Source organism: Bacillus sp. NSP9.1 (assembly GCF_000465465.2).
Taxonomy (GTDB): domain Bacteria; phylum Bacillota; class Bacilli; order Bacillales; family Bacillaceae; genus Bacillus; species Bacillus sonorensis_A.
Genome location: NZ_CP048273.1, coordinates 1,645,501 through 1,659,538, shown reverse-complemented (window position 1 = coordinate 1,659,538; position 14,038 = coordinate 1,645,501). Strand labels below are relative to the sequence as shown.

19 protein-coding genes and 1 pseudogene are annotated in these 14,038 nt (G+C 42.5%); 9 read left to right on the top strand and 11 right to left on the bottom strand.

All coding sequences use genetic code 11. From position 1 onward, the window contains the following. Positions 1 to 76 precede the first annotated feature (76 nt). The 5 genes from M654_RS08550 to M654_RS08530 form a co-directional block, all read right to left on the bottom strand. Positions 77 to 265 carry a hypothetical protein gene (locus M654_RS08550; RefSeq protein ID WP_026586501.1) on the bottom strand — a complete coding sequence of 63 codons (189 nt, stop codon included), beginning with the start codon at positions 263 to 265 and terminating at the stop codon, positions 77 to 79. After that, positions 266 to 532 carry a hypothetical protein gene (locus tag M654_RS08545; protein WP_152520959.1) on the bottom strand — a complete coding sequence of 89 codons (267 nt, stop codon included), beginning with the start codon at positions 530 to 532 and terminating at the stop codon, positions 266 to 268. It abuts the gene before it with no gap. Beyond that, positions 529 to 1,047 carry a helix-turn-helix domain-containing protein gene (locus tag M654_RS08540; protein ID WP_026586499.1) on the bottom strand — a complete coding sequence of 173 codons (519 nt, stop codon included), beginning with the start codon at positions 1,045 to 1,047 and terminating at the stop codon, positions 529 to 531. Before M654_RS08540 ends, M654_RS08545 begins: the two co-directional genes overlap by 4 nt. A gap of 90 nt (positions 1,048 to 1,137) precedes the next feature. Then, positions 1,138 to 1,338 (bottom strand): helix-turn-helix domain-containing protein, encoded by a 201-nt coding sequence (locus tag M654_RS08535; protein WP_026586498.1) that lies wholly within the window; start codon positions 1,336 to 1,338, stop codon positions 1,138 to 1,140. A 10-nt stretch (positions 1,339 to 1,348) separates the two neighbouring features. Continuing rightward, positions 1,349 to 1,588 (bottom strand): helix-turn-helix transcriptional regulator, encoded by a 240-nt coding sequence (locus M654_RS08530; protein WP_026586497.1) that lies wholly within the window; start codon positions 1,586 to 1,588, stop codon positions 1,349 to 1,351. A 168-nt stretch (positions 1,589 to 1,756) separates the two neighbouring features. Here M654_RS08530 and M654_RS08525 point away from each other — a divergent pair, with 168 nt between their 5' ends. The 9 genes and pseudogenes from M654_RS08525 to M654_RS08485 all read left to right on the top strand — a co-directional run bounded on the left by M654_RS08525 (position 1,757) and on the right by M654_RS08485 (position 8,538). Beyond that, a complete protein-coding gene (locus tag M654_RS08525) occupies positions 1,757 to 2,236 on the top strand; it encodes a helix-turn-helix domain-containing protein (RefSeq protein WP_026586496.1) in 480 nt (159 codons plus the stop codon). A 15-nt stretch (positions 2,237 to 2,251) separates the two neighbouring features. Beyond that, positions 2,252 to 2,683 carry an ImmA/IrrE family metallo-endopeptidase gene (locus M654_RS08520; RefSeq protein WP_026586495.1) on the top strand — a complete coding sequence of 144 codons (432 nt, stop codon included), beginning with the start codon at positions 2,252 to 2,254 and terminating at the stop codon, positions 2,681 to 2,683. A gap of 74 nt (positions 2,684 to 2,757) precedes the next feature. Further along, entirely contained in the window at positions 2,758 to 3,351 is a 594-nt protein-coding gene (locus M654_RS08515; RefSeq protein WP_026586494.1) for a DUF4352 domain-containing protein, read from the top strand. 71 nt (positions 3,352 to 3,422) lie between these two features. After that, positions 3,423 to 4,625, top strand: coding sequence for a tyrosine-type recombinase/integrase (locus M654_RS08510; RefSeq protein WP_026586493.1), 1,203 nt, complete (start codon positions 3,423 to 3,425; stop codon positions 4,623 to 4,625). A 476-nt stretch (positions 4,626 to 5,101) separates the two neighbouring features. Next, positions 5,102 to 6,148, top strand: a complete 1,047-nt coding sequence (locus tag M654_RS08505; protein WP_026586492.1) for a tyrosine-type recombinase/integrase — start codon at positions 5,102 to 5,104, stop codon at positions 6,146 to 6,148. Between the two features lie 155 nt (positions 6,149 to 6,303). Further along, the gene (locus M654_RS08500; protein ID WP_026586491.1) at positions 6,304 to 7,062 is read left to right on the top strand and encodes a helix-turn-helix domain-containing protein; all 759 of its coding nucleotides are present in this window, start codon (positions 6,304 to 6,306) and stop codon (positions 7,060 to 7,062) included. A 318-nt stretch (positions 7,063 to 7,380) separates the two neighbouring features. Continuing rightward, positions 7,381 to 7,596: a hypothetical protein gene (locus M654_RS23850; protein ID WP_236251220.1), complete on the top strand. Its 216-nt coding sequence runs from the start codon at positions 7,381 to 7,383 to the stop codon at positions 7,594 to 7,596. A 106-nt stretch (positions 7,597 to 7,702) separates the two neighbouring features. Beyond that, positions 7,703 to 7,981, top strand: a pseudogene (locus tag M654_RS08490) (BRO-N domain-containing protein); the annotation flags it as partial. 11 nt (positions 7,982 to 7,992) lie between these two features. Then, positions 7,993 to 8,538, top strand: coding sequence for a tyrosine-type recombinase/integrase (locus M654_RS08485; protein WP_026586489.1), 546 nt, complete (start codon positions 7,993 to 7,995; stop codon positions 8,536 to 8,538). A gap of 720 nt (positions 8,539 to 9,258) precedes the next feature. Here the strand turns inward: M654_RS08485 and M654_RS08480 are convergent. The 6 genes from M654_RS08480 to M654_RS08455 all read right to left on the bottom strand — a co-directional run bounded on the left by M654_RS08480 (position 9,259) and on the right by M654_RS08455 (position 13,971). Beyond that, complete coding sequence (locus M654_RS08480) at positions 9,259 to 9,507, bottom strand: hypothetical protein (RefSeq protein WP_026586488.1); 249 nt, start codon at positions 9,505 to 9,507, stop codon at positions 9,259 to 9,261. Between the two features lie 103 nt (positions 9,508 to 9,610). Beyond that, positions 9,611 to 11,635, bottom strand: coding sequence for a phage tail tape measure protein (locus tag M654_RS08475; protein WP_236251219.1), 2,025 nt, complete (start codon positions 11,633 to 11,635; stop codon positions 9,611 to 9,613). 491 nt (positions 11,636 to 12,126) lie between these two features. Next, positions 12,127 to 12,516, bottom strand: coding sequence for a phage tail tape measure protein (locus M654_RS08470; protein WP_236251218.1), 390 nt, complete (start codon positions 12,514 to 12,516; stop codon positions 12,127 to 12,129). After that, positions 12,513 to 12,737 (bottom strand): hypothetical protein, encoded by a 225-nt coding sequence (locus tag M654_RS08465; protein WP_026586486.1) that lies wholly within the window; start codon positions 12,735 to 12,737, stop codon positions 12,513 to 12,515. Before M654_RS08465 ends, M654_RS08470 begins: the two co-directional genes overlap by 4 nt. A gap of 118 nt (positions 12,738 to 12,855) precedes the next feature. Further along, positions 12,856 to 13,581 carry a hypothetical protein gene (locus tag M654_RS08460; RefSeq protein WP_026586485.1) on the bottom strand — a complete coding sequence of 242 codons (726 nt, stop codon included), beginning with the start codon at positions 13,579 to 13,581 and terminating at the stop codon, positions 12,856 to 12,858. After that, positions 13,582 to 13,971: a hypothetical protein gene (locus M654_RS08455; protein WP_026586484.1), complete on the bottom strand. Its 390-nt coding sequence runs from the start codon at positions 13,969 to 13,971 to the stop codon at positions 13,582 to 13,584. Positions 13,972 to 14,038: the final 67 nt, after the last annotated feature.

Genomic DNA, 14,038 nt, shown 5'->3' with positions numbered 1-14,038 from the left:
GGTATACAAATGGAATGGATATGCCCCCAGCCATGACGACAAGCACAAGCCGGCTTGCCGATTTTCAGATAAAGTTTTATAATGAATTCACAACGTCTTTGGTTGAAGCAGTGAGCGTGCCGGCTTGCTGCTTTTTCATTTGTAATGCCCTTCTGATATCCGCTTCTACAAGTAAAAGAAGAGCTGGATTTTCCCTCATTCTCTTACAGTCTTCACGAACCTCTGAGCCTTTCTTTAACTGGCTTACAGTAAAAACAAACTTCATTTAAAACATCCTTTCCAATTTTTCAATTAATTCAGTAGGAGATTGAGACTGTTCCATAATCTTCATAGCATCCGAAAATTTCCGCTTGTTTTCTCGTAATCTATTAAGCTCGTTATGGGATTTTTGAATATCCCGAATCGCATTTTCTGCTCTTTCCGAATCCCCTTCATGTACTGCTCTAACTAGCATTCTGGCTAACTCCTCGATGCAAATGACTTCGAATATTGCCATTCTCAAATCTGATTCAAGAAACTGATTCATTTTCACGACGTCATCCATCCTCTCGCTCTCCAAGTGATCTGGCGCTTTCGGTAACATTCTTTAAGAGAAATCCCATATTCTTTACAAAGTAAAGCAGCTAAATTTTTAGCCCATGCTTCTACATCAAGAAGCTCTTTTATAGCTTCTATCACACGCTCTTTTTCTTCTGCAGTCACAATTTTTGGGTTCTTTACAAAGCTGACTTCATGAAGGGTTTTAACGATTTCTTGTGCCTCATTGACCATGATTTCTTCAAAAGCCAGACGATGTCTTTCAACACTATCTCCTGAAAAAACAGGCGGCGCACATCCATCCGAAAAGTGATGCATGATGCCCATCGCAAAAAACGGTTGATCAAATTTCTTTAATGCGATTTCCGCAATATCAATAGGCATTTTTCTGCGATCATTTTTCATATGGCTGACCATTTGTTCAGACACATTCAAGTCATCAGCTAATTGACTCCCGGTCATCTTCTCAGTTTCAAGAAGATGACGTATTGAACGGCTAATCACTGACATTTTCCATTCCTCCCTAGTATTTGTATAGAATCCCTTATTTTTATATACAATTAATGGATGTAAGCTTTATTTGGGGAAGGACAACATTGGTTAGAGTGACTCACATGCCTTCTCAATAATTTTGTTTTCTTGAGCATTAATCCAGGCATCAATACTAGGCCTTGTAAAAAAGATGCGCTTCCTAACACGAAAATGAGGTATCTGATTTTCTCTAACCATTGTGTAGATGGTGTCATGGTGTACTCCCAAATATTCAGCAGCTTCTTGTACAGTTAAAGTATTGCGTGTCATATTTAACCTCCTAAGCTGAATCAAATCTGCTTCCATTTTGTAAACTGTAGGCAACATCATCTACAAAAAAAATTTCTCTTGGATCTCTATCAAAAAAGTTTCCGATTTTAATCACAATTTCACCTGAAGTATTTGAACCTTTCTCGATAGCAGCAATAGTGTATCTAGATACACCAATTTCTTTAGCCAGCTGTGCTTGCGTTAAATCAAACTCTTCACTTTTGCGAAGGTATTTAACTCTATTTTTCAATATGGACTCACCTCACTTTTTGTTGCCTGTTGTTTACGATACAAATTGTACACCCAAGGCAACAAACTGTCAACTAAATACAACAAAAAAGTTTATGTTTCCTATTTTTTTATTTGTCAGTTTTGGTTTACAATATGTTATATAAAGGCAACATAAGGAGAAATAATTATGAATGAATTGGGTAGCCTGCTCAGGAGCTTACGTGGAAAACTTTCACTTAGAAAAGCAGCTGAATTAACGGGATTAAGTCATACATATATTGCTGATGTTGAAAAAGGAGTTAAACACGGAACAAAGACACCTGTAAAACCCTCCCCCGAGACATTAAAAAGATTTGCGAAGGCATATGACTATCCTTATGAGGAACTTTTAAGAGCCGCTGGTTATATAGATAAAAAAGATGGAGCAGATTGGAATTCAACACTCCCTGAGCTCACAGAGAAAGATGAGAAAGACATTGCCCGAGACTTAGAAAAAATAATAAATAACCTCGAAAGTGAAAATGGATACTCTCATTACGATGGTCAAACTATTGATGATATGGATCCAGAAGACAAAGAGCTTTTGATCGAGTCGCTAAAGAACTCTATGCGCTTAGCTAAACGGATGGCAAAACAAAAATTCACCCCGAAAAAATATAGAAAGTAGGAGTGAGAAAGAGTAATGCACTTTATAAAAGGGAAGGTCAATGAACTTATTAAGAGATTCAATACCAATGATCCATTTGAAATTGCGGAAAGACTCAATATCATGATCTTATTTGAAGACTTAGGAAAAGCGTTAGGGTACTACAGCTCTTATAAACGATATCAGTTTATTCATATTAACAACCGGCTTGATGAAACGTATCATCGGCCTGTTTGTTGTCATGAATTAGGACATGCCGTACTTCACCCTAACTCAAATGCTCCCTTTCTAAAGAGCAGAACCTTTTATGCATCTGAAAAAATAGAAGTCGAAGCTAACAAGTTCACAGTTGAAATGCTTTTACCTGATGAATATATTTTGAGCTATAAAGATACTAATTTATCACTGATAGAAATTGCCGGAATCTATGGCGTTCCGAAAGAGTTATGTCACCTAAAAAAATTTTGACACACAATAGGAAATTTGAATCATATGTCATATCAATCGATAGGGTAAATATTCATATAAAAGGGGAAATACATATGAAAAATCGATCAATTATTTTTACTGTAAGTTTGATATTGTTTCTTTCATTGGCCGCTTGCAATAACACCACAAGCAATAAAGCTGACAATGAAGCCTCGGAGCAAGAGAGCGAAACTGCTGAACTTGGTAGCATAAAGAATCCCTTTAAATTTAAAGACTCCGAGGTAATTATCGATTCTGTTCTTGGGGATGACGGTAAAAAATATGAAGCTGAAATAAGTATCACTGTTGAAGAGGTGATTAGAGGAAAAAAAGCATATGAAATTTTAAAAGAAGAGAGTAGCACAAACTCTAAAGCTGAAGAGGGTTATGAGTGGGCACTTGTCAAAGTAAAATTCGGATTAGATAAAATCGAAAACGAAAAATATCCGATTACAATTGCTCAAGAATTTAGTTTTGATTTTGTATCTCATGATGGCCAAATTTATAATGCAGAAAAGCCTTATATCTCCAATGGATTAGAAGGAAACATTTACGCAGGAACTTCAAAGGAAGGCTTTATTGTGCAGCAGGTGAAGCAAGGTGATGATTTCCTTATTGGTTATAAAAGTTTATACGAACCAGGAGAAATGTATTTCAAAACAAAATAAAAATGCCCTTTTTGGGCTTTTTATTTTCATCGAAAACAGAACATACGTTTCAATTCGTAGGAGGAATTAGTGTGGCTCATTATCAGCAAAGAGGTAAGAATTCTTGGTTACTTGTTGTTGAAACAGGATTCAATCCAATAAAAAAGAAACGAGAACGATTTACAAAAACAATTCGAGTAGAAGATGCTTTGTTAAAAACAAAGAGAAAACTTAAAAACCACCTTGATGATCAGCTTTACAAATTTAAAATTGAAGTAGAAGCTGGTGAATATATCAAACCTGAGAAGACAACATTTGAATCATTCGCCAATAAATATATAGAAAAAACTTTATTTAAAAAATATGCATATAGAACATCTGAAATGCATCTATCCCATTTAAAAAATTATATAGTACCTGCCCTTGGCCATCTTAAACTTGATCAAATAAGAACCATGCATATTGTTGAATTTATGGATAGCTTAGAAAAAGACGGTATTCGAATAGATGGAAAAACAGGAGGTCTTGCAGATTCCACACGACGAGACATATACAAAGTATTAAAATCGATGTTTAATGTCGCAGTAAAGCAATGGAAATTAATAAGTGTTAACCCTTTGGAAGGATTGACCCCTCCCGAAGTACAAAAAAAAGAAATGAAATACTTCGAAGCCCATGAAGCAAAACAGTGCATTGCGGCTCTTTATAAAATAGAAATGAAATGGCGATTATATTTTTTAGGAGCTATGATCGGCGGTTTTAGACGTGGTGAAGGAACAGCCTTTGAATGGCATTTAGATGTAGATTGGGAGAAAGGTGGTTTTCGTGTAAATCGATCAATTCCAAAAACAATTAATGGGAATCCCCTCGTAAAAGACCCAAAATCATGGAGTTCAAAACGTTTTGTGAAAATGCCCGATTTTTACATGAAAGAATTGGCAGCATATTATCGAATGTGGCAAAAAGAAAAAGATATACTTGGAGATGCTTGGGAAGGCGAAGATCATCAATACATCTTTCATAACGGGAAAGGAAAACCATACTACTACACTACACCTACAAATAAGTGGTCAAAATTTAAAAAGAAATATGATGTGAAGAATATACGTTTGCATGATCTTCGGCACACTATGGTAGCATTACTTATTGAAGCTGGAGAAAATATGAGTGCAATTCAAAAAAGAGCTGGTCATGCAAGTCCACAAATTACCTCTAATATTTATGGTCATGTCACAGAAGAACTCGAAAATAAAACTGCTGAATATTTTAATCAATTTAATCCTAAAAAGGATTGAAACGTTGCTTTAATAATCAAAATGCTAAGCTATTTTAAATGTGCAATGGTATCAATCCCTGCCCGGATCCCCCTTAATTCAAGGGGGTTTTTTCTTCGCCATCATATACAATTCTATGGAAAACTGTTGGCGAATTGTTGTCCAACACTGCCAACAAACATCATTTTCTTTCAGATATTATCGGATACGAGATTCAACAACCCTTGAAATAAAGGAACATATCAGAATCGCACATACTAGTTCAGAAGCCATCAACTACCTTGACAGGGTAGAGGTCGCTGGTTCGAGCCCAGTCGGAATCATACCGAATCGAAACGGCAGGAAAACGTTGAGTTTCAACGGATTTCCTGCCGTTTTTGCGTTTCGTTGACTTATCGCTGACTTAGGCGATGGCTTGCGCAGGGTTGCGGTCTACTGCTACCGTATTTTTAATGAACGCTTCTTATTCTATTAAACGGAATAGGAGGCGTTTTTTTATGGACGATATTCGTAAAGGGAAACCAATAAAGCGTACACGTAGGCGTAGTTTCAGGGATCTCGCTGACCTAGACGCCCTTTTTAAAACTTTCGTAACGATAAAAACTGCGGAAGGTAAAGCAAAGGGCACCTTGCAGCAGTATCACGATAATTATAAGGCTTTTACAACGTTTCTGGACGAATTCGATATACCCAGGAACCCAAACGCCATCGACCGCGATACAATACGTCATTATGTTAATTACATGCGCGACGATTGGGTTCAGTTTAAAGGCGACAAGTATAAAGCAGATGAAGATAAAAAACGTGGACTTGCGGACAGCACAATTAACACCCGTCTTAAGACCTTGCGCGTCATCTATAACACTTTAGAAAACGAGGGACTTATAGATAATAACATCATGCAGGGGATAAAAAATGTAGAAGAGATTGAAGAACCAATAATAATTTTACAACCTGAAGAATTGGAACGGCTCCTCAAAGCACCAAATAAAAAGAATTTTGCTGACTTTCGCGACTTCGTATTAATGAATGTATTGCTTGACGGGATGATGCGTATTGGGGAAATAACTCGTGTAGAGAAGTCTGACTTCGACTTTAAAGCAAATGTTTTGACGATACGAGCATCTATCGCGAAAAACAGAAAAACGAGATATGTACCACTACTTCCGACCACTTGTAGGTTGGTACAAGAATTAATTGCGGAAAATGAACTTGATTTTAACAGTGATTATGTTTTCTTAACTAACTATGGAGGACGATTAAACAGGGACCATTTCAGAAAAAGACTAATTGAATATGCGGCGAGAGCGAAAATAAAACGGAAAGTACATCCACATTTATTTAGACATACGGCTGCAACAAAGTTTTTGGAGGACGGTGGGGATAGCCGGATGCTTCAAAAAATCCTTGGCCATTTAGATTTACGGATGATCCAGAGGTATACCCACGTTGCCGATAAGGCCGTCTCCAAAGCACATGCAAAGCATACTGTAATGAACTATGTAATACGGGCTCAAGCTCGTACAAGAAAAATAAAGAGATAAACAAAAAAAGACGACCACCCGTCGGAAAAAATCCGATAGATAGCACGTCCTCACCTACGTCTATCTTATCGAAAAAAAGCGTTCTAGTCAACGTTTATTTGAGTGCGCCTAATTTTCCAACATGGGTCGGTATGTCTCCGAGGAGAGAAAACCGAATGTACACGAAAGAATCCGCTAAAATGGTGTCTTTCCGTTCTGTGGACGAGCTTAACGACGCCATCCGCACGCATATCTACCGCAATAAATCCGACCTAACACCGGCCGCAATCGAGGTTCTCAAGGTGTTGTCGCGTCATGCCTGCAAAACTCCGGGCGTCGCGTATTTGAAGCTGCAATCGATCGCGGATCTAATCGGCCGGCATCGTACAACAGTTATCCGGGCAATCAAGCGCCTAGTAGACTGTGGCATCATTCGCAAGGAAACAAAGTTCCGGCCGATTTCCGGCGGCAACGGCGCTAATATGTACGTGATTTTGCCGGCTGATAATAGCGCTGTGAACCCGAATATACCGGCTGACAACAACGATGCTACTCCGCAAATGCAACCCCGTTCGACATCGGACAAGTCAACGGAGACAACGGCTAAAACACCGAAAAGTACGGGCGAAGCTGTTATTCCTAAAAGCGTAAATAAATTACTACGTAATACGTATAGTGCGTTCAAAGTTGCGGTCGAATCGTTTGTAAGCGATCGGAAGCTGACGAACCGGATATACGGTATTTACCTTGCGCATACGTCGTATTTAAAGGGCGCATATGATTCCGATATACTCGAAGAAATCGGCCTATATGCGGTACGTCAAACGTTCATAGCAATGAAACGAAAGCGTATTCTGAATCTTGCTGGCTATTATAACGGCGTGCTGGACCGGGTGTTAGATCGTCTTTACGAGACAAGATTCGATTCGCTTTGATTACCGAAATTTACGGTAAACAGAAGGACAGGACGTCGTTTCGGTTCGGTTGACTCTGCGGATGGGCGTGCGATTTCATACGTTAGTGAGACGGGGAGGTCTTCGAGTAGAGACGCCCGTTCGTCGCACGATGCGACAATTAATTCATAGCGTTGTATTAGTCGGTAGACGTTCCTTCAGGCGTAGTTTAATCGTCCCAATTTGAGACGATTCGTAAAATGCGTTGACATTCCGTTTAAGGAGATCGTGTGGGTTGCGTTGGAGGACGTGTGATCGTGCCAAATTGGCACAAACAAAAAGAGGCGGAGGTTGATCCTATTGTCCACTTTGTGGACGATTGGCGGTACGCACGATTTTTATTTTGATTGTCCGAATTTCGGACGAACACAATCGCGTCTTCTTCTCGTCACAATTTGTGACGACTACCTATACGCTAGCTTCCGACAAGCCGCATGGACGCTAAAAGCCCGTGAAAATCGCATGAAAAACGTTGGACTATTGGCGGAGTTCGAAACGTTCCTTGAGGCGGAATAGATTGAACGTCGCACCGTGCGACAATCAAACGCATCAGTGCGACGACCTTCGTATCGATGCACATGGCATCTTGATAGCGATGAAATCATGTCTGTCAAATTGACAGGTGAGAACTGTCGTTAAGGACGGTGAACCTTGGTTTGTTGCAAAGGATGTCTGTAATGTCCTCGAAATCGGAAATAGCCGCCAAGCTTTAGCGCGATTAGATGATGATGAAGGTATGTCATTTGAAATGACACACCCTCAATCACCGTCAAAAACAATTATGATGCAAGCTGTCAATGAAGCAGGGCTTTACACTTTGATTCTCGGCAGCCGCAAACCAGAGGCCAAACAATTCAAAAGGTGGATCACGCACGAAGTCATCCCGACAATCAGAAAAACGAGGTGTTTTACATGGCAAACGAAGTATTCCCGATAAAATCAAAACGCGATTATAACAAGTTCATAAAAGCGCTCAAGCCGGGCCGTGATCAGTGGCTGGCGCAATTAGGCACGGCGTTCGGCCTACGTATCAGCGACTTGTTGCTGTTTAAAATCGGAGAGCTTCGCGGCCAGAAGTCGATCACACTCCGAGAAAAGAAACGGAAGAAAAAACGCGTGATCACGTTCAGCCCTTCCGTTCTCAAGATCGTATCCCAACTCGAAGGTGATGACGATGACTACGTATTTGCCAGCCGCAAAGGCGGCGAGCCGATCACCCGCGTTCAGGCTTATCGCATCCTAAACGATGCAGCCAAACGAGCCGGCATTTACGATAAGATTGGCGGCATCGGTACGCATACGCTCCGCAAGACATTCGGATACCGCCTGTACGAGAACGGCGTTGATGTCTCGCGCATTATGTCGATACTTAACCACTCAAGCGAGCGCGATACGTTAAAATATATCGGGATTACTGCGGATGAGATAGAGGCGGCATATGAGTCGATCGAGGTATAGCGGCAGGGGCGGCCGCATCCATCAGCGAGACATGCCGGGCGGGGGGCGGCGTCCGTAACTCAGGGGGTGCGGCACTACACTACGCAACGTATATCGATAGCCTGCGATCAGACGCAACGCTTTGTGCATCGCCGTTGCATGGCGCATCTATGGCCGTCAGACTCATCGGAAGTAGAAACGATGTTGCATCGACTTGCCTGACCAACGGCAACAATACCGATCCTATATGCACAATCTTATACATACCTACCGGCATCAGACGCAATCCTGATCGTTGATTTAATGCGGTTTAAAACGTGCATAAAGTAGGGTCAATTCAGTGCGATGGACAACGACCGATAAACGCTGTTGTATCAACGTTTCATACGTTTGCCGAATGTAACAAAAATCGTTTGTGTTACATTCGATATACAAAACAATGAATGAAGTATTCAGTCGGATTTTTTTTGGAGGCGGCCGACCCCCAGGCCGCCCGGACAAAACCGCCTCATCTGCCGTTCTGAACTTGCGCGCAAAATTTTCAACTCGGAGGGTCGTGACGGTTTAGGACGTCAAAATCAACGATTGAATATGAATATAGCGACCCCTTCGATTCTGCATTTCAAAAGCCCGCTAAATCAGCGTTTCTTAGCGTCTAAATCGTCACGGAGAACGGTTGTGGTTCTGTTTTTCGCCGCACTAAAAAAACGCCCCATCCGATTAAGGACAGGGCTAGACGATCTATTCTTTTTTTCCGAAGCCTTTGACGTAGGTTAATAGATACGACAGTGCGATCAGTATGCCGCCTTGATATAACGGATGAATGATATCGGAAACAATCTCCATCATTCTAACCGGCTTTGGTGATTCTCCGTCAGCTACGTATTGATTCGCGTTAAGATACAGCGTACTTTCGATGTTCGTCAATATGCCGGCCACAATTACGATCCAGCTGAGAACAAACAATATTTTCGGAAATTTTTCTTTCATTGATATCCCGCCTTCATATTTGATTAGTCCGTATCCTATTATCGGTTAAACGATGGGAATTTTGAACTATTCGCGGAAATTGTCGAACGAAAGGAGCCGCACTTCATTCCTTCACTCCCATGCTTCGAAGCTCGCTTTTTAAATCGCCCGTCATTTTCTGATTAACATACGGATAAGTTGCGGAAGCAATCGATTGACCGTCAACTTGAACGGCTACATTGCGATTTTGTCTGACGCCTTGGTCAATCGAACGCAATATACCGATGACCTCGCTTGATAGTCCCGGATTTCCTTCGATCGCCGCCGTATGTCCAGCGTCAATCATCCGCATTAAATTCGCCTGTTGCGCTTCTGTCAGGACCATTTCATTCCGTAGCGCCCGGATGTCAACCTCGTGGCTCATCGGAGCGTTTTCGAACTTAGACGCAAGCCCTCCGGTATGGAGCTTGTTGATTTGGCCGCGGCCGACGATGCCGCCGACGTGGAACGGCACTTCACGTCCGCCTTTACCGTGCGTCTTCTTGAACGTCTCCGCACTCTCTTCGATCTCAGTTCCGTCCATGCTGTAGGTGACGTGGATTTTTTTGTTGATCCGGCGAGCTAACTTTTTGTTCATATCTTCGGCTGAGTTCGTGATGTCCTGAACCTTCTTCTTGGCGCTCTGTAGCCGCGAAATTTCAGTGTCGATCGCTTTAACTGAATCACGATATTCCTTCGTCTTTTTGTCCGCGGCCGAAGTGTTGGTTTTAAGATTGGCCTTCGCGTCTTTCAAACGGGCAATCTCCTTGTTGATGACCTTCACGCCTTCGCCTTTTTTCGCGTTCAAACCGACCTGACGAAGTTCAAGATCGACCATCTTCTGGTTAATCTCGTCTAGTTTGCCGAGTTCCTTTTTTACTTCGCCCAGGCTTTTTCGCTTTGCCTGAAGGTTATCGAGGTTTGCGACGAGCTGATCGCGTAATTTCTTGAGCGTCGCTTCTTCGGCAGCTAAATCAATTTCAGCTTGGTACTGCGCTTTTTCGTTACCGTCTTCTTTTGCTGCGTTAAGCTCGTCAGTTTTGTCCTTTACTTTTTGCGTTTGATCAGCAATCTTCCCTTCTAGTTCTGCTCGCTCTCCATCTAATTTTTTTATATCCGTTTTAAGGTTTTGCTGTTTTTGAAGGTATTCAGCTTCTTTGCTCTGAGCTATAGCCTTTTGCTTTTCTAATTCAGTACGAAGATCTTCCGCCTTAGCCTCAGTCAATTTTTTAACTGCATCCGTATTTTTCGCGAAGGCGTTCCCTTGTTCGCTAATCGCCGCGTTCGTTTCCGGTGCCTTCTCAACGATTTCCCCGTTAAGCTTTAAGAATCGGCGGAACTCCTCATTCGTCAAGCCGGATCGTTCTTGTAAATCCGCCTGCTCGTCTTTGATCCGCTTGATAGCGTCTGGATCCGTCTCCGTCTTTAACCGGTCGTTGAGATCGAGGTAATGCGCGAATTCATCCGCGGTCAATTTCGTTTTTGACTGAAGTTTATCGAACTCGGCCGCAGTCTTATCGAGTGCTTCGATCTCCTTCTGCTTCGCCTCTGCCGTCTCTAAACTGACGGTGTTCATTTCGTCATAACCTTTCTTTACGCCGACTAATAGGCCGCCGAGAAGTGAAAGAGCTGTTATCGCCGCACCAACCGGCGTCATATTCAATCCTTTCAGCGCAATTCCGAGTTTAACAATCGATGATGCTACGAGCGCAATTGCTGCGGCTGTGCCGGCCATTTCGAGCCCTGTCGTAATGATCCCCGGATTTAGCTCGTTGAGAAAACCGAGAATCTTCGTCCCTGTTTCGACAATTTTTCGGAAAGTAGGCAAGAATTCGTTACCGATCTTGATACCGAGACCGTCTAACGCGCTTTTAAATTCTTCGAAGGAGCCGTTCAGGTTATCCATTTGCGTCTTGGCTACGCGATCGGCCGTACCACCAGCGTTCTTGAGTTCGTCGGAATAATCACGCAATCCCTTCTCGCCGACATTAAGCAAAGTAACGAATCCGGACGCTGCCTCCGTTCCGACCAACTGCGCCGCCGTCGCGGTCTTCTGAGCATCGGACATTCCTTCGAGATTCTTCGAAATATATCCGATCAGCTCCGGCAACGGCTTCAGATTTCCGTTTGCGTCATCCAATTCGAGATTGTACTTTTTGACCGCCTGTTCTATTATCTTGAGATCATGTTGAAAATGTTTTTTTACGTGAAGAAGGATAAAAATAAATATGATATTGTGTTTGTTACTTCTCCGCCTATTTTTGTAGCATTTGTCGGTTTAATCGCTAAAAATCGTTACAATGCGAAACTGCTGTTGGATGTCAGAGATTTATGGCCGGAATCACTGAAAGGTGTTGGCGTATTTAATCGTTCTTATATCATTTGGTTATTTGAAAAAATGGAATCTGCTTTATACAAAAAAGCGGACCATATCATTATCAACAGTGAGGGATTTATAAACCATTTTAAAAATAAATCCGAGGGTTTAACAAAAAAGCTGATATTCCTGCCGAATGCTGCCAGAAAAAAAGAGACGATACTGAAGAAAAGAGACGGCGACTCAATGTTTAATGTCGTTTATGCAGGCAACATTGGACTGGCTCAAGATGTCACAATTTTAATGCAGCTTGCCGCAAGGTATTGCAGACCTTCCGCCGCCTCTACCGCTGTAAATTTCGTTTCGGCACCCATCTTGGCCGCGATGTTCTTTAGCGCTTCGAATTCGTCGCCGGTCGCGCCGCTAATCGCTTTAACGTTCGACATGGCCGCTTCGAAGTCTGCCGCAGTCTTAACGGATGCTCCGATACCGGCCGCTACCGCACCGCCAACGGCCAGCGACGCCTTCTGAACGAGCCCCATTTGCTTCGATAGATTTTCGGATGACCGACCCATCTGCGTCATGTCGTTCCGAGCCTGATCTCGGCTTCGTGACCAAGCGGACATATCAAGAATCAAACGGGCGCGTATTTCTCCGACTGTTGCCGCACTCATGCTTTATCGCCTACCTGTGACCAATAGATGAAGAGGAGAACCTCTTGTGGGCTATATCGATTCAAGGTCTCGGTCGCGTCTTTTATCTTTTTCTCTTGTTTTTTCGTGAAGCCAAGATCTCCATTAAGTACTTTTTCACTCACATAATTAATTACTCCAATTGCTTCGGCAACTTCGTTCGCTTCATCCTCTGTTTTGAACGGTGTTTTTACTTTAACCATCTAATCGCTCCTTTTTGTCGAAATAAAAAAAGGCGCCGTTAATTGGCGCCCAAAAAATGAGGGAATTTGCTCCGAAACGGCCATGTCAAAAAACCGTTCATCATCGCAAGAATCGTATTCAGTTTTGTTCGTTTATCATTCTGTCAAAATACTGATGCGGCTTATTGGCGTACATGGCCGTCTCTGGTCCAAGCAATTCCTTAATCGCGTTATGGTGAACGCCGCCTTCCAGTAACAGGTCGCTGTCTCTTCCAGCCTTGGCAAGTCCTTGAAGTGTTTCAGCACGTTTCTGTTCGTCAGTCATAGATTTCGATTTAAGGCGAGTGTACAAGTCGTTCAACTTGACTTTCTCGGAGACCGATCCATCTTTCACAATAGAGGCGGCCATATCGTAAAATTCAGACTGTAGCTGTTTCGCAAGGTACGGGTCCGACGTTTCCTCAACGAACGCTTTCAATCTTTCTACACCTCGTTCTGGATTAGGTGCGAGCAGAAGTGATGTTTTTAGATCCGACAACTTTTGATTGAACACTGCAAGCTCTGTTTCTTCCGGCTGCGCTGGATCTTCTAGGAGAATTTTTGTCGCAAGATCAATAGTTCTTTCGGCTGCGGCCTTTGCTTTATCCTGAATCTCCAGCATTGCACCTAAAAACGCATCTTGATATTTTAGGCGTAACTCTTCCTTCGCTTGCTGTTTGCCTTCTTCTGAAAGCATTCTGTCATTTCTAATTTTGTATAACTCATCCCGATATCTCGTTTTTGCCTCTAACACGATATCTTTGGCTCTATTTCGGACAGTTTCCATCTCTTCATGACTTGCTTGCATCTCTTCGAATTTAGTCATTCAATATTCCCCCTGTTTTTCAGTTCTTGCGGCCTTCTCATTAGCCGATAATTCTTTTTCGAATTCATCTGCGTCCATGACGTCTTTTCCGCATTCAATCATTGCATTTTTTGCACCATATTCGACAGCGCAGTCCATTGCACGGTTGAAAAGCTCTCGGACGTACCCAATTTCAGAAGAGTACACGTTTTTGACCGTTGCAAGAAACAACAATTCGCCGTCTATGTTGCGTATTTCGTATCTGCCGGCGGCACAATCGAGTTTTATGCTCGCACCCCCGCCTGGGAACAAAAAAGACCGCTGCTCCCCGTCTTTGCTTTCGCGAAGATAGGAAACACCGGCCGGTCCGTATGACCCGTAGTATTCAGTTTCGGTTACAACGCAGAACATCTATGCGCCTCCTTTTCGTATACGATTTTCGCTTCTTCTTCGTACGTCCGACATTCTAGCACCGCCC